Below are 19,415 nucleotides of genomic sequence, written 5' to 3' on the forward strand. Positions count from 1 at the left end.
TGAACAGCATAAAGCTTTTTTGAAGACTGTAAATTCACACACGGGCATAACTGTGACCAAGTGCTCTGCTAGAATAGGCTTATGACCTTTTTCCTGGTATTCGTCTCGATCCTGCAGTCGATCGGAATCTCGCTCGGAGTTGGCGCATCGACCTTAGCGATCGCCAACTTCTTTGCAGCGATCGCTGATGGCGAGATCGACGACACAGAACGCCGCATGATGGGTATCGTGTACATTGTGCTTCGCGTTGCCATGGTGACTATTCTCGTGACCACGATCTTTTTACTTGCGAGTGAATACAGCGTGACCGGCCTACTCAACATGAGCGCATTCTCATACGCAGCACTACTCACCATCTTTGTACTGTTCACCAACGCCATGCTCATGACCGCACACCTCATACCAAGCACTTTCGGTCCGGCTATTCAGGCAGGCAACTGGTACACCCTAGGTATACTCTCTGCACTTCAGTCAATCGGTTTGACGGACTTCACGTTAACCCACTTCTTAATGGGATACGTCACCTGGCTGATTCTGGCGATCGGCATCGTCAATGGCATGATGGCACTCATGAAAGGCATTTGGGCAAAGCGAAAAAGCGAAGCGGAGGCGCCGCACTAAAAAACACCTCGGATGAGGTGTTTTTTAGTGCGGCGCTGTTAACCTCGAACCTCACCCGGTCGATTGAGATACGTGATCGGAATCAGCACGAGAGTAATGATCACTGAGAACACAAGTCCGAACATTACAGCGTAGGCAAGCGGTGACCAAATGTCGCCAGCGTATGTAAGCGGAACCATACCAATGACCGTCGTAACAGTCGTGAGTAAGATCGGGCGCAAACGACTGGTCGCAGCATCAAGCACCACCTCTTCCAAGTCCTTGCTTGGATCTTCTCGGCGAATATTGTTCATCATGTCGATCAGCAAGATCGAGTTGTTTACCACGATACCAGAGAGCGCAATGAAGCCCATGAGAGAAGGGAAGGAGAGAGTATTGCCGGTGATCGCAAGACCAAACATGATCCCAATGAGCGAGTACGGCAAGATCGAAAGCACGTAACGCATATGGAGGTACGAGTTGAACTGGAGCACCAAGACTCCAACCATAAGCATTACACCCACAATAAGCGCCAGGAACATTTCCATGAATGCCTTGTTTGATTCTTCTGTCTCGCCACCGCCGCTACTAAGAGTTACCGCATCTGGAATATCAAGCTGTGACCTGATCTCTTCAAGCGCGGTCGCTTGCGCTTCGCGTGCGTTACCACCTTCAGCAATGTCGGCAGTGACACTCACCACTCGCTTACCATCTTCATGAGAAATGACTGAGCTTGATTCACGAAGTGAAACCGACACCAAGCTCGAAAGCGGAATTGGTCCACTTTGACTTGGGATCGTGATGTCTCGAAGCGCATCGATCGTGGTTACGTTCACTGAGTCTGTTCGAGCACTTGGATCATTGTTTACATTGAGCTTCACGACCACATTAATATCTTCATCAAGTGTCGTGAGTGATGTCGCTTCAGTACCATAGAGTGCAGTTCGCGCTACCTGTGAGACCAAGAATGGACTCACGCCAGACGCAGCCGCCTTATCACGATCGAGCTCAAGCACAAACTCAGTACTGTTGTTATTGGTGCTTGTCTCAACATTCACCACACCAGGCTGTGTACGCATGATCTCAGCTGATTCATTCGCAAGCTGCATGATCTCACTGAGGTCATCACCGAGGAATTTCACCACAATCGCCGCACCAGTTGGCGGACCATCACTTGGCTGACTCACATTCACCTTAATATCGTTCAAGACAGCCATCTTTTCGCGAAGATCCGAAACGATCTCGCTACTGGTTCGCTCACGATCGAGATCAAGATTAGCAAAGATGTTAGCAAACTTTTCACCCGTACCTCCATTTCCGAACTGACTTCCACTTCCGACGGTCACCGTGAACGAATCGATCTCATCCTCAGCATAGAGGATCTCCTCAACTCGACGAATTGAGATATCGGTCACCTCCTTGGTCGTTCCTTCTGGCTCTTCTACTTCCACAATAATGTAGTCAACGTCACTTTGATCAAAGAAGATCACTCGCACCAGACTCGCCTGCGGCAAGATAGCGTTTGACACCACCACAGCAAGAACGATCGAGAGCGCTACCTGCGGCAGCCACATAAGCTTTCGCTTCCAGTTACTGATCGGGCGTGCAAGTTGCTTGTCCTTCGAACGTTTAGTAACCACATACACAAGCGGTCCAGCGATGAAGCCAGCAAACACATTGATCGGCAAAAAGATCGAGAAGACCAACAAGGCAAAGATAAGTGAGAGAAAATGATTCTGACGCGCCTTGCTATCAAGATAGTACTTGAGCTTCTCGTGATACCACGCTTCAAGCTTCTTGGCGTACGCAAGCTGCTTCACCTCAAATTCACTCGTGCTTCGTCGATGCAAAAAGGTTGAAGCAAGCAGTGGCACGATCGCAAGAGCGACAAAGAGTGACGCGAACAGCAAGAAGACAAGCGTAAACGGAATACTTGCAATGAATTGCCCGGTCACACCAGACACAATGAAGAGCCCTACGAACATCGATACGGTCGTTAGAGTTCCTGAGATAAGCGGCGCACGGAAGTCACGGATAGCACTGATCGCTGCCTCATTCTTATCGATAGTTGGATTATCCTTCATGCGGCGGTTGATACCTTCTACCATCACGATAGCGGAGTCCACCAAGATACCGATACCAAGAATGAGCGAGAAGAGACTCAAGAAGTTGATCGTATTGCCTGAGAAGTAGAGACCAATGAATCCAAAGAGGAATGACAGCGGAATGGCTGTCCCAGCCAAAAGTCCTTCCCGCCAACCGATCGCCGCCATGAGAAGCAGAACCACCAGGATCACTGTCTGCAAGCCAGACATTGTGAGACGGAGCAAGTCTTTATTGATCATGTCACCTGAGTCGAGCACGACTACAGTTGTGACATCGGCTAAGAGTTCACCTGGCGCTTTGAGTTCCTCCATACGCTCATTTACGGCCTTCGTAATAGTAGTGATGTCACCACCAACTTGCTTGTACACATTGAAAGTGATCGAACTTTCAGAAGGTGCTCCAGCTACACTAAGACGAGACAAGGAAGACGCTGGAGCCAAACCATCTTCTACCACCGCAATGTCGCGCACATACACCGGCTGACCACCACGACTCGTCACCGGCACATTCTGAATATCACTCGTATCGACAATATCGCCTTCAAACGCAACGTTGTATGACACGCCATTGTTTACGATCTGACCGATCGGGAAGGTAAGATTCGCTGAGCGAAGCGCATTGGTAACATCAGTCAAACCGAGGTCATAGCGCACCAATGCTTCTTGATTTACGATCACGGTCACTTCGCGCTTTCGGACACCACTCACATCCACTTTCTGCACACCCGTCACTGCTTCGATCTCACGCTCAACATCATCTGCGAGCGAGGTCAGTTCAAAATCAGGCAAGTCAGCCGAGACTGATAGTGTCAAGATCGGCTGATCCACAAAGTTCACTTCAGATACATATGGATCTTCGGCATCGTCTGGAAGATCTGGCTTGATCGTGTCCACTTCATCTTTCAGGTCGAGAATCGACGCATCAAGATCAGCGTCCTCATCAAACTCCACTACGATCGTCGAGACTGATTCTCGCGACGTCGAGGTGATCTTCTTCACATTTTCAAGACCACGCAGTCCACGCTCGATCTCGTTGGTCACGAGCGATTCAACGTCAGCCGCTGGAGCACCCGGCAGTACCGTACTTACGATACCAACCGGAATCACCACCTCAGGTGCGGATTCGCGTGAAATGGTCGTAATGCTGAACACACCAACACCAATGAGCGCCACCAAAAATAGGTACGCAAATCGGTTGTTTTTAATAAAGAATTCCCACATAGGCTATTCGGTTACCGAAACAGATTCACCAGCAATCAGTCCACGAGCATCAATCACAAACGAGTCAGTAGCACTGAGGCCTTCAACGATCTCAACCGAGCCGCCGAGAATATCTCCGAGCACGACTGCGTGCTGTTCTAGCTTTCCATCAGTCACACTGAAGACAAAGCCGTTCTCTCGCTCAAACTTCACTGCAGTAAGTGGCACTCGAACAGTGGTTTGTTTTGATTCGCCATTGAATTCCTTTGTCACCCGAACCGTGTCACCGTTTGAAATATCAGCACCTTCTGTCGCAATGCGCACTTCTGTCTTCCGCGTAGCACTATTTACTGCTGGCGCGATCTCAGAAATACGGCCTTCGTAGAGACCTTCCACTGTCACTACATCGCCAACTTGCAAAAGGTCACGTTCGATATCGCTCACATAGGTAACGATCTCAAGCGCACCGTTATTAGCAACCACCGCCACCTCATCAAACCCGCCGATGAAATCACCCGGGCGGACCGAGAGGGAATTGACGGTTCCGCTGACTGGTGTACGAAGAATGGTCTTCGCTAGATTTGCTTGCGCTGCCCGAAGCGCACCAAGCGCTTGCTTGACCTGTGCATCAGCAGCTGAGGTCTCGCCCCCACTTGCAGCCAGTTCGGCGCGTCGTACTGCATCAGCAGCACTCGCAAGACCAGCTTCTACGCCATCAATACTCGACTGTACAGCGATCAGATTTGAGCGCAGATTAGTAAAACTAGCAGTGAAAGACTGTAATTCGCTGTCAGAGTACCGCGAGCTGTTGTCCTGAGTAGCGAAGACAGTTAGAAACGTATCGATCAAATTAATTGTTCGTTGTACAGATTCTTTAGCATACGCAAGTTCTGTATTGAGATCAGAATCAGTTGAAATGGTATTGGCTTTCGTTTGCCAAGTCGCAAGCAAGGTCTGGTATGCGACACGCTCATTGTTGAGCTGACTGGTGAAACCTCGACCATCAATACGAAGGCCGGGCACACGAGCATCTGGGTCAGCGAAGAAAGTATCGATAGAATTTCGGACGATGCCATTGGTGGTGTTGTATGCCGACTTGAACGTTGAGACAGCGTTGCTTTTTGCATTCTTGAGTGCTGTCGCTGCTTCGTCGACACCAACATTTGTCTGAGCTGCTGCAGCAACTGCTGCATCGTATACACCTTCTGCCTGTAACACAGAAGCGCGCTCAGACGCATTCTCAAGTGTCACCAAAATCGTTCCAGCTGCTACCTGCTGTCCAAGTGCAACTGGTACACTCGTAACCCGACCTGCACGTTCTGCAGTTACCTTCGCTTCAGTAAACGCACGAACAGTACCAATGACCGATAAAGTCTGACCACCAGCATACTCTGTAGCAGTAGTGAGACTTACCACTGGTAACTGAGGTTCTTGATCACTGGCTACTTCTGCGTTTCGGCTTTGCAAAACAAGACCAAAAACAACAATAACCAGCACTACTAAAGCGCCCCGAACTGATTTGCGACCAAGCCACGGCCGAAGCTTCTGTGTGATATTCATAAACATTTACAAATGATTCTGTATTAATGTGCGAAAAGTACCATTAAATTGGTACCTTGTCTATACTTCTGACGCCTGTCTACCTAGTACGTGTTTTGTGGTACAATCTTGCCCATATGTTTGGAAAATTTAAACAGTATGCGATGAAGAAGGTGCTTCAGTCGCAAATGAAAAATGTGCCGGCAGACCAGCAGCAGATGATCATGGAAATGCTGGAGAAGGACCCGGCACTCTTTGAAAAGATCGCCAAGGAACTGCAGGCGGAAATGAAGGTAAATGGCAACAACCAGATGGCGGCAGCAGCTAAGGTGCTACCAAAGTACCAAGCTGAGATCATGGCGGTCATGAGCCCTGAAATGAAGCAAAAGCTTATGCAAATGCAGATGGGCACCCAGGGACAATTCAACCCGAACGGGAGCATTCGACAGTAGAAAGAAACAAAAGCCGGGCGCTTCGCGCCCGGCTTTTGTGCTACCATAATCAAATGAACTGGAAAAACATACTTTTAGGTGTCATTTGGAGTGTCTTGCTCATTGCCATTCTCTTTTTTGGATACATCGTTAGTACAATTCAAGGAAATGCCGAAGCAATGAATGTTTTCTCTCATTTTGGTGTGTTTGTACCACTGATTATTGGACTAATCATCCTCGGCATCATTATAGCAATCATCATAACCGTCTCTGTGAGCACCAGCAAGAAAGTAGATTCGCTCACTGACACAGAGTTGTAAACAGGGCGCTCGCTCCGCTCGCGCCCATAGCGTTACAATACTTACATATGCAACCAAAGAACATTGTGATCATTTGCGGTAATCCAGACGCAGACAGTTTCACTGGTGCCATTCTCGATCAGTACCAAACTGCCGCCACTGAAGCTGGCCATGCAGTCCATCGCATCAATCTAGGCGAGCTTCACTTCGATCCGATCCTGCACCGTGGCTACAAGGAGATACAGGCTTTGGAGCCCGATCTTGAAATGGTCCAGAATGCCATCCGCGAAGCAGACCATGTGGTAATCGGCTACCCGAACTGGTGGTGCACCATGCCAGCCTTGCTCAAGGGCCTTTTTGACCGCATCTGGCTCCCAGGCTTTGCGTTCAATTTCAATAAAGAGACCAAGAAGCTTGATAAGCATTTAGCAGGGAAGACAGGTCGTGTGTTCATCATTTCTGGTACCCACAGTCCATTTAAGACCTGGTGGCAGTTTGGTGACTACACCAACGAGATCCAGTACGGCATCCTCGAATTTGCCGGTATAAAGACCGATGTTTCTGCCTATGGACCAGCCGAAAAAGTAACCGATACAGTGCGAGAAAAGTGGATGAAAGAGGTTGCTACACTCGGTCAAAAAGGGAAGTAGGAACATTGACTTTTACCTTATTTTGTGCAATAATATAAAAAGGCGGATATATTAAGTATCCACAGCAAACTGACAATCAAAGGAGGGTTCATCATGAACACCTACTCAATCCTGCGCGCCGCAGTTATCGGCGCAATTGCACTTCTGACCGGGTGTACTATCTACACCCGGGACGACGGTTACTATAGCGGTGGGGGTTCTGACTACTGGGACTCGTACGACCGCTATCGCCAGTACGAGTACGATAGGAAGTATCCAATCTCGGGCAGTCACGCGCGCGATCTCGAGGCATCGATCGACAAGATGGGGCGCGTTCGTGACAAATCCATGCACGAAAAACCGAAATATGGCGCATGGGAAAAACGCACGTTTAGCACCGATGGCAACATCGGATATGACGTGAACGGTGGCGAACGGGGCGGTGTTGACGTCCGCTGGAATACCCAGGGCTACATCCCCAACGACCATCCTTAAACGATCTACCCAAGCAGGAGTTTCACATGACCATACGTTTTGTGACACTCCTCTTGGTAGGAGTGTGCACGCTATGTGGCGGCTGCGCGATGCAGACTAGAACCGGAGTCTATGGCCACGGCTTTCTCTACGACGCATTCGCCGAACCTTTGGCCGAAGGCCTGGATGCAAAGAACCGAATGCTTATCGAGCCCTTCATGGGACCCGGAGACAGGTTCGAGACTCAAGGTCATGGCCACATCGACTACGGTGGTGGTGACAACCACATCATCATCGATCGAAACTACGAAGTCGGCACGAGATACCTCGTGCCACGATAACCTCCTTTAGTTGTCTCCCCATGGGCGTCGCCTGCGCAAGCTGCGACGCCCTTTCTTATGCCCTCACACCACCAAAATACCCGACACAAGATTGTGTCGGGTATGAGCTTTCAGCGCAAAACAGGTACCAGGATCCTGTCAGCATTTTCTACTTGTACTTCGTACCAGAAGATGTGACGACTATCGTCGCGGAAGCGTCGTGAAGAAGCGTCGGACAAGCTACCAACAATTCCAGATGGACGACCAGGAATGGCTGGGTAACGCACCTGTCCACGGCTAGACTTGCGCGCAAGCCAGACGATCACTGAGAATAGTTTACCCAGCAATTTTTCACGATCGTACTTGGTGCGGTTATCAACGCAGTAAAAATGCACCTTGCAAACCCTCTCGTCGTCCATCGATATCATACTTGCAGCAAGCGGCGCATTGCCACAATTTTCATCAAGCAGGTAGATTGCGGTATACCGATCTCGTGGCTGGTCATACGTATCCTCAGCCGTCTCTGTGTCTTTGGTGGTAAGCGCCATTTTGTTATGACGAACCGCACGTGCCAACTCACCAACTTCAGTGAGCGTCAACTCACCCCAGAGTGAAGGAGCCCTTGAAAAGCCGAGCAACTCTTGAACCGAGCAAGCGAAGCATCCTTGCAAAGCATAGCGACCAATGGATACATCATCAACAAATGTCTTCCAGACGAGCGTCGTACGAACTACTCTGATACTCATGTATGACCTCCCCAGATCAAGTTTTCTATGTGCAAACTTATTGCACTATACCGTTATCTATAAAATATTTGCAAGCGGTACGTGGTACTATGTAGCGTATGCAAAGATCATTTCTTCGTGAGACCGCTGGCGTAGTGATGCGCGCGGTTGTCGTAGTGCTCACGATCGTCATTGTCGTATTTGCTATTTCTTCGCTATTTGAATCAGAACTCGGCATCAGTGATGGCAACTGTAACATTGCCGTACTGCCCATAGAGGGAGCAATTCTCCCATATCATGGAATCGGAGATTTCGAACTCATCACCACACCAGAATCAGTCGAATCATATCTACGCGCCGTTGAAGACGACCCAGATATTCTAGGAATACTCGTCGAGATCAACTCACCTGGTGGCACACCGGTAGCGTCAGCACGGATCGCGGAACGCTTCCGCTCAACCAACTTACCAGTAGTTGGACTAGTGGGAGACATGGCAGCGTCAGGTGGATACATGATCGCAGCAGCGACAGACTACCTCATCGCATCACCAATGTCTGATGTAGGAAGTATCGGCGTAAACATGTCGTATGTTGAAGAGTCAGCAAAGAACGAAGAGGAAGGGTTGACCTATGTACAGCTCACTACAGGAAAATTCAAAGATACTGGTTCACCAAATCGACCGATCACTGACGAAGAACGTGAACTGCTGCTCGCTGACCTACAGATCATTCACGATGAATTTGTCGGCATGGTAGCAACCTACCGCGACTTAGACCGTATGGACGTAGAGGCCATCGCTGACGGTTCTTCTATGCCTGGTGCAAGAGCGATCAGTGCTGGACTGATTGACGCACTTGGCGGAAGAACCGAAGCACAGGAAGCGTTTGCAAACATTCTTGAGATCGATCCTGCTTATGTACAGTTCTGCGAATACGATCAGTGGGTACTGCCATTCTAAGTGAAATTGACATTTTTATAGCAAGCGCTAGTATGACATAGCGTGCGAGAGGGGAGGCACGATCACCTCCTCACTGCTTGCTCTGCAGCACTGGTGCTCGTCCAAACACGGGACCCCTCTCGCACGCCCAAGGCCCGCCAACTCTACGGGCCTTTTCTAATGAAAAACCCCGTCGCAAAGGATTGCGCGACGGGGTGTGCCACAAACGGCTAGCTTCTGCTTATACCCTTACAGGCATAGCATACTTCCGACATTCGAAACTCCATGGGAGTTCCACGCACCGTTCTGGTGCCCCCTGTTGCAGGGAACCGTCCTGGTAGTATGTCGGCTCAGCCGGCCGTTGTGGTTCTAAGGACGCGCAGCCCGTGGCTATTGTTGCCACTGTAACTAGCGCTAGCATCGTACTTAACTTGCCCATTTTTATACCTCCGATGATATGAGGGCTAAGGCCCGCAATATCGCGGGCACCTATAATAAAACACGAAAATAATGTTATGGCAATAGTGTAGTTACTTGACAAATTTAACGCCTCTGCTAGACTATTGACAGCATTGTACTTAAGACTATTTTTCCTTTTTTTGGAAACGGCGGCTTTCGTTTCGGTTTAATCCGATGAACCAAACGAAAGACGCCTTTTCTTTTTGTACAAAAACTCATTCGCTATTTTTAAACTTTTCTGCTATTTTATCCGCACTATGTCACTATCTGTAGGAATTGTCGGGCTCCCAAACGTTGGGAAATCAACCCTTTTTAATGCCCTTACCAAAAACTCAGTCGAGATGGCTAACTATCCGTTTTGTACGATCGACCCATCAGTGGGTGTTGTTGCCGTACCTGACAACCGCCTCGAGACACTCTCAAAGATCTCTGGCTCTGCAGATATCTTGCCGGCAGTGGTGGAGTTTGTGGATATTGCTGGTCTTGTAAAGGGAGCTTCAGCTGGTGAAGGGCTTGGCAACAAGTTCCTCGCAAACATTCGTGAGACCAACATGATTGCCGAAGTGGTGCGCATCTTTGAAGACAGTGACATTCACCATGTATCTGGGGGAGTCGATCCACTTGGCGACATCGAAACTATCAACCTCGAACTCATCATGGCTGACGCTGAAACAGTGAGCAAGCGACTGAATAACCTGGAGCGAGATGTGAAGCGCGGCGACAAAGCAGCTGTGGCAGAGAAAGCAGTACTCGACAAACTACTCCCACACCTTGAAGCTGGCCATCTCGCCAACGCACTCGGCATGACTGACGACGAACTGAAGCTGGTGAAGGGCTTGCACTTACTCACCATGAAGCCATTCTTGTACGTCTGTAACAAGAAGCAAGACGCTTTCAACCTAGACGAACATAATGACGATCGCTGGCAAGAACTGTTGCAATTCTTTGCGGACACTGGCTCTGAGTACGTAGTAGTAGATGCTGGCATGGAACACGAACTCAAAGATCTCTCAGACGATGAGAAGAACGAGTTTCGTCGTGAGTATGGTGCACAAGACAGTGGAGTAGAATCGCTTATCCGCGCTGCATACCACCGCCTTGGACTGATGAGTTATTTCACTACTGGCGAAAAGGAGACACGTGCGTGGACTGTACCAATCGGCTCAACTGGGCCAGAGGCGGGTGCAGCCATCCACACAGACTTCCAAGATAAATATATTCGTGCGCAGGTGGTTGCTTTTGAAGACTTAGTTGCAGCTGGCAGTAAAGCAGCCGCTCGCGACCAAGGCAAACTTCGCACTGAGGGAAAGGACTACATTGTCCAAGATGGAGACGTGATCGAATTCATGCACTCGTAATGTACATTCGCGTACGAGTAAAAGCAGGAGCAAGAAAGGAGTCAGTCTCGCGCGTCAGTGAGACTGAATTTCATATGAGTGTCCGCGAACCCGCTGAACGGAATATGGCGAATAAGCGAGTGCGGGAGCTTTTGGCGGGCGCCGTAGGCGCCCGCCCGGAAGACGTGAAGATCATCACCGGCCACCACTCACCAACAAAGATATTTGATGTGCCAGAATAGAAAACTCCCCGGTTTTAGCGGGGAGTTGAATTGGTCATCCTTAGCGACCATTTTTCTTACGGAACCAAGTACGACGCAATTCTTGGATCATTGAAGACGAGACACCGTACTCGTTAAGGAGCCAGTCTGGGTCTTCGGCCGGAAGTAAGAACACTTCACACACAGCGTCGTCGGGGACGTGCTCGAAGCCCTCAGTGGTCTTTTGTACGCGACCAAACAACGTGTGCACCGAGTACAGAGGTCCGGCTGTAAGCCACGACTCATCGTGTGTCCGAGTCGCCGGCATGAAGACTTCACCACTGCGATACTCTGACCACTGGAAATGACCAGGCTCGACTGGCAGCCGCATTGAGATGCTGTCGATGTCGAACTCCGCTAAGTCCTTGCGCAAGGTGGCAAGCTGCACCATACGCAGCATGCCAAAACCTTCTTCATCGTAGTAACCAGCCTTTTTGACAACCAATATCTCACGGCCCGGAAACCTCATTCCAAGAGAGTGAATAACCCGATAGTTGAACTCCAGCACTTGTTCATCGAAAATGCCATCACAAGCCACCAGACAAAAGTCTTTGACCGGATCGCCAGTTGACCAACCATCGATAAGGTCGAGTACAGTATCTTGACCAAGCTCATCGAGCTGATCGTTCATACGTCTGACTTTGCGGGAAAGACCCATAATACGACGCATTCTTGCCGGAAGGTACTGTTCTGCAGTGCGTTGGTTTACTTTCATCCTACACCTCGCAAATTGACTATGTGTAACTATATGGACTTGTGCTGAGGAGTCAAGAGTGGGGTGAAGAAAAACGGCGGGCCCACTTCGTGGGCCCGCCGTTTTTCTTTCTGTCGCAACCTCTAACTCAACTCAGTTGGGGGATTCGCGCGCTGCACAGGACTCACGATATTCGGATCCCATTTCGCATCGATCTCACCATTCTTATCTTCAAATTCCTTCACCTGATGCTCCAGATATTGCTGTAATCGCTTTGCATGCTGTGGCGTAAGTGTGTAAATCGTACCCTGGCTACCGGAGGTAAGACCAACCACAAAATATTCAGGAGTGTATGCAACACTCACGCTTTCACAAAATAACTTCGGCGCTTTCTTTAGATCTTCTTGTTTCATACCGACCAGTATAGCGCTTGAAACGAAATACACAAAAGCTTGCATTACTACTAGTAGAGGAGCACAATGCATATAACAACTTACTAGGCCTAAATCTATTTATTTATGAAATTTCGTACGTTTGTAGCGCCAGCATTCGTCTTGATGCTCGCGTTTACAATGACTTTTGCCGCAACCACACCTGCATACGCAGACTGTAGTGAAAACGGCTATTATCACTCACAAGGCAAGTGCAACAATTCATATAAGGACCGAGGCCGAGATGATGATCGCGAGTATGCGTATCAGTACACAAACCGATTCTATGGTCTCCAGGACCAGAATTTGCTCAGTTTGATCTCGTACTTGCAGGAACTTATCCGTCAGCTTGAGTCTCAGGTAGGCGAAAATAGTAATGTACAAGTAACTACCCGAAGCGCAGTCGATGTAGATGAAGACACTGCAACCCTACGCGGTCATGTCTACCTTGGCAACGCTGACGAGGCGGAAGTGTACTTCAAGTACGGCACCTCACGAACTGATCTAGATGAAGAAACAGATCATCAGACCATCGACGAAAACGACAGCACCTACTTCGAGGAGGATATCGATGATCTCGATGACAATACACTCTACTACTTCCGCGCCGTAGCTGAAGACGAAGATGGGGACGAGGACTATGGGGTCATCTATTCATTCCGCACTGATGACTCAAATAGCAATCTCGACGAACCAACCCTCAATACTCACAACGCTGAAGATGTAACTGACGACAGTGCAGAATTACATGGTGTCGTTGATATGAATGACTTTAACAATGGTCGTGTGTTCTTTGTCTATGGTGAAGACGAGAATGCGATCGAAGACGTTGTTGACGATTTCAACTCATACAGTGCTATTGATGAGGATGGTGACAACCTGCAGAAAGTCTTGGTCGATAGCGACTTAGACACCAGCGCAACCTACCAGAAAGACGTGACGGGACTCGACGACAACACCGACATCTACTACAGCATCTGTGTTGAGTACGATGATGCAGACGATGATGCCGTACTTGCCTGTGGTGATATTGAGATGTTCACGACTGATTAATACAGTGGCCGGCGCCTTCGGCGCCGGCCAGATATTCCACAAACACCAACGCATTACTAAGTTAGAATACACAATATGGAAAATCACACAGCAAAACACTTCGTGCTCCAGCTTGGCTCGCTGGCAAGCCTATACTTATCGCTCAGCTTCTTACTCGTACTCTTATTTGGACTGATCAACATCCTGTATCCAGATGCTGCAGATACCATCTGGGAGATCGAAAACGCAAACGGCATGGTACGTGTCGGTTTTGCGATGACCATTGTATTCTTTCCGACCTATCTGATCCTGACCCGCATTGTAAACAAAACCCGTCGCAAGGAACCAGACGGTAAGTACCTCGGACTAACCAAGTGGCTGATCTATCTCTCACTGCTCGTAGGCGGAGCAGTCCTACTTGGAGACCTAGTTTCGGTCATCATCAAGTATCTAGAGGGTGAGGTTACGGAACGCTTCCTGATGAAAGCCTTTTCGGTCTTAGTAGTGGTCGGTGCTGCTTTCAACTACTACATGCTTGACGCGCGCGGTCATTGGCTGAAAAAAGAAAAGAAATCGATCGAGTACGGAATAGTAACAAGCATCGCGGTAGTAATCCTACTCGTAACTGGAATTCTCTCGATTGACTCACCAACCAAGTTCCGCGAATACCGACTCGATCAGACACAGATCAGTGACCTACAAAATATCCAATGGCAGATCCAAGATTATCTTGCGATCAATAATGAACTCCCGACTGACCTAGAAACTATAGCGACCATCAAACTACCAACCGCACCTGAAGACAGACAGCCGTACGAGTACCATCTGACCGAAAATGGATTCGAGCTATGCGCTGAATTTGCTGGAGAATCAAGACCAGAAGACATGATGTATGCTCGCACAGTTATGCCGGTAGGTCAGACGGGGTACATCATAAACCCAGACAACTGGGAACACCCGGAAGGAGAATACTGCTTCGAGCGGGTAGTACAACTTGAGACAAAAGAAGGGGAGTAGAGGAATAGTAAAGGCCGGCGCCAAAGGCGCCGGCCTTTACTATTCACCACCACACGCTATAGTACGAATCGGACTACACGAGGTGTACAGCCATGAGTAAGACAGACTTTGGCATTCTTGGTGCCGCGATCATAACCGCCCTTACTTCAACCTGCGCCATCTACTTTCTGATCTTTGCACCACAGATCGATTTTGAGACACTCGGCCTCAGTCGCTTCACGGCATGCAGCCTCACGTTTGTGTCCCTGCTTGCCATTTCGTACGGCATCATCAGTGGCCGACTACAAGCCAACAAGTCAGACCAAAACCCTCTCACCCAAGCAGCAAATACTGCGACACTACTGTTTCTCACAGTGGTTGCGGTTGGACTGCTTCAACAGTAGGAGCATTGAATGAAAGACAGTAAACCAACAGCAAAGCGAAGGGTTGGTGAAGTGCTGGCTGAATCACGCATCTTCAGTTGGAGCGTAATCGCTTCACTTCTACTGCTTTTGCTTTCAATCGTGATGGAACACACTTAAAATGTGTGAGACCGGCTCATTGAGCCGGTTTTTTGACAACACGCCTCCGACTATAGTAACTTTATAAAAATTCACAAAATTATGAGCTATATTACTGATGCACTGAGCTGGCTAGAAACGAATTCTGACACACTAATGGTTGTTGCAACATACGGACTTCTAGCAGTAGCAGTCTTGGCCTTGAGGCAGATATCTGAGGCACGTCGAACGCGGACAAATCAAGCCAAGAGAGATTCTATGGAGTATGCCGACAGGATCATCAGCTACCATCTCAACACCATCTCACCAAAGTTCAAGGAAACCGTAGAAGCAGCAAACAAGGCAAGTATTAGCTTGCGAAAAGGAAACACTCTCATTGATCCTAAAAAGCTTGAGCGGGCAAGTGTTAGTGAAAAAGAGATGGAAGCCTTCAGAAGTGAGCGGACTGGAGACACTGCACCACATCGTGATTACATGATCAAAAATCAATCTCTGCTCAACTCAATAGAGATGCTTTGTTTCATGGTGAATACAAACTTGGCTGATGAAGAGATGGTCTTCAATTGTGTCGGAGGTGTCACGACGCACCTCATCAGCATGTTTAACATGGACATCCGACTTTCACGAAGCAGCGATTTTTACGGAGTAAAAACATACCAAAATATTACCAAGGTGTACGATTTGTGGCACTGTCGAATCGGACGTCTGAGAAAAGAAGAAGAGATCAATAAGCACCAAACCAAAGTAAGGACTCTGTATGGCGAAATGCTTGAGTTATCCAGACCTACAACACCGCCAGTTGGCACAACTTAAATCCATGATACAATCATTACATATGGTCTTGTACTAAATTCTTCACAATAGTAAAAGAGTCGCCACATGGCGGCTTTTTTGCTTAATTAATGTGGAATATAGATACTAAGTACGCTAGTATTTGCTGCATGGAGTATTTGATATTCGACTTTGATGGGGTACTCGGCAACACCTGGAACGCAGTCATACACGGTATTGTTGCAAGTGGTAGAGAACCAGACACTGAATCTGCAATTGAAAATGCAAGGCGCTACGCCAGCAAAAGGCCCTTTCATTCTAAAGAACTCACTCTTTCCGACGAGAAGTTAGCAGCAGAATACGAATGGATCAGGTCGTTTGGCAAAATCGTGCACGATCACGGCTTCACACTCTTTGATGATCTTGTTCAGGAAATACTAAAACTTGAAGATGCAAAGATCGCAGTCGTCTCAAGCGGATCACAAAACTACGTACTGCCAGCACTCCAGACTACAAAATTACAACCAACCCACATCCTCGCCTTTGAAGACCACCACTCCAAGGAAGAGAAGGTCGCATTGGTCTGCCGTGACTGGGGAATTCCAATTGAAGACGTTTACTATTTCACTGACACCCTAGCTGATGTCTATGAACTAAAGGATCTGATTGCACCAGATAAACTCATCGGGGTGAGCTGGGGCTACTGCGCTAAAGAACAGCTTTTGACTGAGCTGCCAGAGAACAACATTCTCAATACTCCGCAAGACCTACCGAGCCTTTTCACGTAGATTTACAGAACAGACATTAAGTGGCAGAATAACCCTTATATTACTTGGGTAAACGGGAGTTATTTTGCGTATGCATAAAAAGTTTGATCATAAGGAGATTGAGAAGAAATGGCAGGAGAAATGGCAGACTGACGGACTGTATGACACTGGCGAGCGTGACAACAGTAAAGAGAAAGAATACGTACTCGTGGAGTGGCCATACCCGTCAGGCAATCTCCACATTGGGCACTGGTACGCCTTTGCAGTACCAGATATCTACGTGCGCTACAAGCGCATGGTCGGCACGCAAGTACTGTACCCAATGGGCTTTGATGCCTTTGGTCTCCCAGCCGAAAATGCCGCGATCAAGCGCAACCTCAACCCACGCGAGTGGACCGAGAGCAATATCGAATACATGCGAGGCCAGCTCGCCAGCATGGGTAATGCGTTCTCCTGGGACAAGACCTGCAACTCAACCGACCCCGAATACTACAAGTGGACACAGTGGATGTTCACTAAATTCTTTGAGAATAACATCGCGTACCGCGGCGAAGGTGTGGTGAACTGGTGTCCAGGCTGTAACACCGTGATCGCCAATGAGCAAGTACAAGCTGACGGCACTTGCGAGCGCTGTGATAGCGTGATCGAAAAGAAAAAGATGCCACAGTGGATGCTTCGCATCACTGATTTTGCTGATGAGTTGATCGACGACCTCGCGCCACTCAACTGGCCTGAACATATAAAAGACGCTCAGCGCAACTGGATCGGTCGCTCAGAGGGTGCTGAGATCGATTTTGAACTATCTGTCGGAGAGAAGGTGACTGTGTTTACGACGCGTCCTGATACACTCTTTGGTGCGACCTACCTGGTACTCGCGCCAGAGCATGAGCTTATAGAAAAATACAAAGATTCGATCATAAACTGGGATGAAGTTGTCGTGTACGCAAAAGAGGCAAAACAAAAAGCAGAGCAAGATCGCCTCGATAACACCAAAGAAAAGACTGGGGTAAAGCTCGATGGTATTACCGCAACCAATCCAGCCAACGGCGAAGAAATCCCAGTCTACATCGCTGACTACGTGTTAGCTGGGTACGGTACTGGCGCTATCATGGCCGTACCAGCGCACGATGAGCGCGATCATGCGTTCGCGAAGAAGTATAGGATCCAGATCAAGTCAGTGGTCACTGAAAAGCCGCTCACACACGCTGGAGCACTACTTGAAGCAAAAGGGAAGCCCGGTACATTTCTCTTCCAGCTCCGGAAAAAGGACGCAGCAAAGCTGCCAGGAAAGTTGAGTTTCTTTGGTGGCAAGATAGAAAGTGAGGAAACACCACTTGCAGCCACCAAACGCGAACTCGAAGAAGAACTCGAGTTCAGTTTTACAGACGACGCAGTAAAGGCAACGTACTGCTTTGAATCTGAGATCCCTGGCATGCAAGGCTGGGTCGCGCATATTACTGACGTCGATGAGTCATCACTCGTGCTTCATGAAGGCGATGAGATCGTCACACTTACCATAGATGAAGCGATCGAAGACCCACGATCCTCAGCCGGATTAGTACAAGTGATGCGTATTTTGAAGGAGCAGAAGATCCGCACTGAGTACGGCGTCTTGGTAGATTCTGGAGAGTTTACCGGTCTTACCTCAGAAGAAGCAAAAGTAGCCATTACAGAAAAAGTTAGCGGCAAACTCACCAACACCTACCGTCTCCGTGACTGGTCGATCGGTCGTCAGCGCTACTGGGGCGTACCGATACCGATCGTGTACGATCCGGAAGGAAGGGCACATCCAATTGCAGAGGAGCACTTGCCGTGGACACTACCAGAGGATGTTGACTTTAAGCCGACAGGGGTGGCGCCGCTTGCGAAGAGCGAAGCTCTCAAGCGGCGCGTCACCGAGATCTTTGGCGAAGGTTGGACACCAGAAGTAGAAACCATGGATACATTCGTGGATTCTTCGTGGTACTACCTCCGTTATATCGATAATAAGAACGATGCCGCATTCTCAAGCAAAGAAGCGCAGCAGACCTGGCTCCCGATCGATCTGTACTTCGGTGGTGCAGAGCATACCACCATGCACTTGTTGTACTCGCGTTTCTGGCAGAAGGCGCTGAAGCGGCTCGGCCTTGCGGAGCACGCCGAGCCGTACGCTCGCCGTATCAATCGTGGACTTATCCTTGGTCCAGACGGCAACAAGATGAGTAAGAGCAAGGGAAATGTCATCGACCCTGACGAACAAGTAGAGCGAGTCGGTGCAGACACGGTAAAGATGTATCTCGCTTTTATGGGGCCATATGGGGAGACCGCGAACTACCCGTGGGACATGGGCGGCATTGCTGGTCTCCGCCGCTTCCTCGAGCGTGTATACGGACTAAGCGAACACATTACTGAAAATGAACCGGCCGCGATCACCTCATTGCTTCACAAGACAATCAAAAAAGTCGATGACGACATCAAGAACTTCAAGTTCAACACTGCCATCAGCGCTATGATGATCTTGGTCAACGACATCGAGAAGCAGGGGATTGGAAAAGAATCGTACGAGCTGTTCCTTCGTATGCTGGCGCCGTTTGCACCGCATGTAACCGAAGAGCTCTGGCAGGCGGCTGGAAATTCGTCGAGTATTCACTCGACTGAATTTCCAGCCTTCGACCCCGACCTCGCCAAAGACAAGGAGGTTACCATCGGGGTGCAGATCAATGGTAAGGTCCGCGGCGATATCACCGTTTCACCAGAGGCGACCGAGGTAGAAGTGATGGCAACAGTCGCTGAAAACCATTCACTCCAGGCACGTATCAAAGACGCACAGATCCGCAAGATCATCTACGTTCCTGGCCGCATATTGAACCTTGTGGTTTCTGAGTAGTGTGGTACACTCAGGGTGTTG

The 19,415-nt window shown here is 49.0% G+C and carries 20 protein-coding genes; 15 read left to right on the top strand and 5 right to left on the bottom strand.

All coding sequences use genetic code 11. The features are described from left to right. The first annotated feature begins 81 nt into the window (after positions 1-81). Positions 82-621: a hypothetical protein gene (locus tag H6786_01145; protein ID MCB9815975.1), complete on the top strand. Its 540-nt coding sequence runs from the start codon at positions 82-84 to the stop codon at positions 619-621. 38 nt (positions 622-659) lie between these two features. Here H6786_01145 and H6786_01150 read toward each other — a convergent pair whose 3' ends face one another. Together H6786_01150 and H6786_01155 are read right to left on the bottom strand one after the other, a co-directional pair. After that, positions 660-3,926, bottom strand: a complete 3,267-nt coding sequence (locus H6786_01150; protein ID MCB9815976.1) for an efflux RND transporter permease subunit — start codon at positions 3,924-3,926, stop codon at positions 660-662. A gap of 3 nt (positions 3,927-3,929) precedes the next feature. Next, complete coding sequence (locus H6786_01155; protein MCB9815977.1) at positions 3,930-5,465, bottom strand: HlyD family efflux transporter periplasmic adaptor subunit; 1,536 nt, start codon at positions 5,463-5,465, stop codon at positions 3,930-3,932. 116 nt (positions 5,466-5,581) lie between these two features. Here H6786_01155 and H6786_01160 point away from each other — a divergent pair, with 116 nt between their 5' ends. The 5 genes from H6786_01160 to H6786_01180 all read left to right on the top strand — a co-directional run bounded on the left by H6786_01160 (position 5,582) and on the right by H6786_01180 (position 7,618). Further along, on the top strand, positions 5,582-5,896 hold the full coding sequence (locus H6786_01160; protein ID MCB9815978.1) for a hypothetical protein: 315 nt from the start codon (positions 5,582-5,584) through the stop codon (positions 5,894-5,896). Positions 5,897-5,949: 53 nt separating this feature from the next. Further along, positions 5,950-6,195 carry a hypothetical protein gene (locus tag H6786_01165; GenBank protein ID MCB9815979.1) on the top strand — a complete coding sequence of 82 codons (246 nt, stop codon included), beginning with the start codon at positions 5,950-5,952 and terminating at the stop codon, positions 6,193-6,195. Between the two features lie 47 nt (positions 6,196-6,242). Further along, on the top strand, positions 6,243-6,824 hold the full coding sequence (locus tag H6786_01170; GenBank protein MCB9815980.1) for an NAD(P)H-dependent oxidoreductase: 582 nt from the start codon (positions 6,243-6,245) through the stop codon (positions 6,822-6,824). Positions 6,825-6,917: 93 nt separating this feature from the next. Beyond that, positions 6,918-7,298, top strand: coding sequence for a hypothetical protein (locus H6786_01175; GenBank protein ID MCB9815981.1), 381 nt, complete (start codon positions 6,918-6,920; stop codon positions 7,296-7,298). Between the two features lie 89 nt (positions 7,299-7,387). Continuing rightward, positions 7,388-7,618, top strand: coding sequence for a hypothetical protein (locus tag H6786_01180; GenBank protein ID MCB9815982.1), 231 nt, complete (start codon positions 7,388-7,390; stop codon positions 7,616-7,618). 110 nt (positions 7,619-7,728) lie between these two features. On the opposite strand, the gene H6786_01185 is transcribed toward H6786_01180, so the two are convergent. Continuing rightward, entirely contained in the window at positions 7,729-8,343 is a 615-nt protein-coding gene (locus tag H6786_01185) for a hypothetical protein (GenBank protein ID MCB9815983.1), read from the bottom strand. 98 nt (positions 8,344-8,441) lie between these two features. Here H6786_01185 and sppA point away from each other — a divergent pair, with 98 nt between their 5' ends. The 3 genes from sppA (at position 8,442) to H6786_01200 (ending at position 11,298) form a co-directional block, all read left to right on the top strand. Then, a complete protein-coding gene (sppA, locus tag H6786_01190; protein MCB9815984.1) occupies positions 8,442-9,281 on the top strand; it encodes a signal peptide peptidase SppA in 840 nt (279 codons plus the stop codon). 695 nt (positions 9,282-9,976) lie between these two features. Continuing rightward, the gene (gene ychF / locus H6786_01195) at positions 9,977-11,077 is read left to right on the top strand and encodes a redox-regulated ATPase YchF (GenBank protein ID MCB9815985.1); all 1,101 of its coding nucleotides are present in this window, start codon (positions 9,977-9,979) and stop codon (positions 11,075-11,077) included. Next, the gene (locus tag H6786_01200) at positions 11,077-11,298 is read left to right on the top strand and encodes a DUF167 domain-containing protein (protein ID MCB9815986.1); all 222 of its coding nucleotides are present in this window, start codon (positions 11,077-11,079) and stop codon (positions 11,296-11,298) included. The genes ychF and H6786_01200 overlap by 1 nt, the downstream gene beginning before the upstream one ends. 40 nt (positions 11,299-11,338) lie before the next feature. Here the strand turns inward: H6786_01200 and H6786_01205 are convergent, their stop codons facing one another. Then, complete coding sequence (locus H6786_01205; GenBank protein MCB9815987.1) at positions 11,339-12,031, bottom strand: hypothetical protein; 693 nt, start codon at positions 12,029-12,031, stop codon at positions 11,339-11,341. A 122-nt stretch (positions 12,032-12,153) separates the two neighbouring features. Then, entirely contained in the window at positions 12,154-12,423 is a 270-nt protein-coding gene (locus H6786_01210; protein ID MCB9815988.1) for a hypothetical protein, read from the bottom strand. Between the two features lie 105 nt (positions 12,424-12,528). Between H6786_01210 and H6786_01215 the strand changes: the two genes are divergently transcribed. The 6 genes from H6786_01215 (at position 12,529) to H6786_01240 (ending at position 19,394) form a co-directional block, all read left to right on the top strand. Then, entirely contained in the window at positions 12,529-13,494 is a 966-nt protein-coding gene (locus tag H6786_01215; protein MCB9815989.1) for a hypothetical protein, read from the top strand. Between the two features lie 75 nt (positions 13,495-13,569). Next, the gene (locus H6786_01220; GenBank protein ID MCB9815990.1) at positions 13,570-14,490 is read left to right on the top strand and encodes a hypothetical protein; all 921 of its coding nucleotides are present in this window, start codon (positions 13,570-13,572) and stop codon (positions 14,488-14,490) included. Between the two features lie 92 nt (positions 14,491-14,582). After that, positions 14,583-14,873 carry a hypothetical protein gene (locus H6786_01225; protein MCB9815991.1) on the top strand — a complete coding sequence of 97 codons (291 nt, stop codon included), beginning with the start codon at positions 14,583-14,585 and terminating at the stop codon, positions 14,871-14,873. A 219-nt stretch (positions 14,874-15,092) separates the two neighbouring features. After that, positions 15,093-15,803, top strand: coding sequence for a hypothetical protein (locus H6786_01230; protein ID MCB9815992.1), 711 nt, complete (start codon positions 15,093-15,095; stop codon positions 15,801-15,803). A gap of 128 nt (positions 15,804-15,931) precedes the next feature. After that, complete coding sequence (locus H6786_01235) at positions 15,932-16,549, top strand: HAD hydrolase-like protein (protein ID MCB9815993.1); 618 nt, start codon at positions 15,932-15,934, stop codon at positions 16,547-16,549. A 70-nt stretch (positions 16,550-16,619) separates the two neighbouring features. Next, positions 16,620-19,394, top strand: coding sequence for a class I tRNA ligase family protein (locus tag H6786_01240; GenBank protein MCB9815994.1), 2,775 nt, complete (start codon positions 16,620-16,622; stop codon positions 19,392-19,394). The last annotated feature ends 21 nt before the right edge of the window (positions 19,395-19,415 follow it).

This window comes from Candidatus Nomurabacteria bacterium (assembly GCA_020632075.1).
Lineage (GTDB): Bacteria > Patescibacteriota > Minisyncoccia > Phycocordibacterales > UBA918 > OLB19.

Excerpts from the sequence above, each read along its gene's own strand:
- H6786_01145 (MCB9815975.1), top strand. The coding sequence starts at position 82 with ATGACCTTTTTCCTGGTATTCGTCTCGATCCTGCAGTCGATCGGAATC.
- H6786_01150 (MCB9815976.1), bottom strand. The coding sequence starts at position 3,926 with ATGTGGGAATTCTTTATTAAAAACAACCGATTTGCGTACCTATTTTTG.
- H6786_01155 (MCB9815977.1), bottom strand. The coding sequence starts at position 5,465 with ATGAATATCACACAGAAGCTTCGGCCGTGGCTTGGTCGCAAATCAGTT.
- H6786_01160 (MCB9815978.1), top strand. The coding sequence starts at position 5,582 with ATGTTTGGAAAATTTAAACAGTATGCGATGAAGAAGGTGCTTCAGTCG.
- H6786_01165 (MCB9815979.1), top strand. The coding sequence starts at position 5,950 with ATGAACTGGAAAAACATACTTTTAGGTGTCATTTGGAGTGTCTTGCTC.
- H6786_01170 (MCB9815980.1), top strand. The coding sequence starts at position 6,243 with ATGCAACCAAAGAACATTGTGATCATTTGCGGTAATCCAGACGCAGAC.
- H6786_01175 (MCB9815981.1), top strand. The coding sequence starts at position 6,918 with ATGAACACCTACTCAATCCTGCGCGCCGCAGTTATCGGCGCAATTGCA.
- H6786_01180 (MCB9815982.1), top strand. The coding sequence starts at position 7,388 with ATGCAGACTAGAACCGGAGTCTATGGCCACGGCTTTCTCTACGACGCA.
- H6786_01185 (MCB9815983.1), bottom strand. The coding sequence starts at position 8,343 with ATGAGTATCAGAGTAGTTCGTACGACGCTCGTCTGGAAGACATTTGTT.
- sppA (MCB9815984.1), top strand. The coding sequence starts at position 8,442 with ATGCAAAGATCATTTCTTCGTGAGACCGCTGGCGTAGTGATGCGCGCG.
- ychF (MCB9815985.1), top strand. The coding sequence starts at position 9,977 with ATGTCACTATCTGTAGGAATTGTCGGGCTCCCAAACGTTGGGAAATCA.
- H6786_01200 (MCB9815986.1), top strand. The coding sequence starts at position 11,077 with ATGTACATTCGCGTACGAGTAAAAGCAGGAGCAAGAAAGGAGTCAGTC.
- H6786_01205 (MCB9815987.1), bottom strand. The coding sequence starts at position 12,031 with ATGAAAGTAAACCAACGCACTGCAGAACAGTACCTTCCGGCAAGAATG.
- H6786_01210 (MCB9815988.1), bottom strand. The coding sequence starts at position 12,423 with ATGAAACAAGAAGATCTAAAGAAAGCGCCGAAGTTATTTTGTGAAAGC.
- H6786_01215 (MCB9815989.1), top strand. The coding sequence starts at position 12,529 with ATGAAATTTCGTACGTTTGTAGCGCCAGCATTCGTCTTGATGCTCGCG.
- H6786_01220 (MCB9815990.1), top strand. The coding sequence starts at position 13,570 with ATGGAAAATCACACAGCAAAACACTTCGTGCTCCAGCTTGGCTCGCTG.
- H6786_01225 (MCB9815991.1), top strand. The coding sequence starts at position 14,583 with ATGAGTAAGACAGACTTTGGCATTCTTGGTGCCGCGATCATAACCGCC.
- H6786_01230 (MCB9815992.1), top strand. The coding sequence starts at position 15,093 with ATGAGCTATATTACTGATGCACTGAGCTGGCTAGAAACGAATTCTGAC.
- H6786_01235 (MCB9815993.1), top strand. The coding sequence starts at position 15,932 with ATGGAGTATTTGATATTCGACTTTGATGGGGTACTCGGCAACACCTGG.
- H6786_01240 (MCB9815994.1), top strand. The coding sequence starts at position 16,620 with ATGCATAAAAAGTTTGATCATAAGGAGATTGAGAAGAAATGGCAGGAG.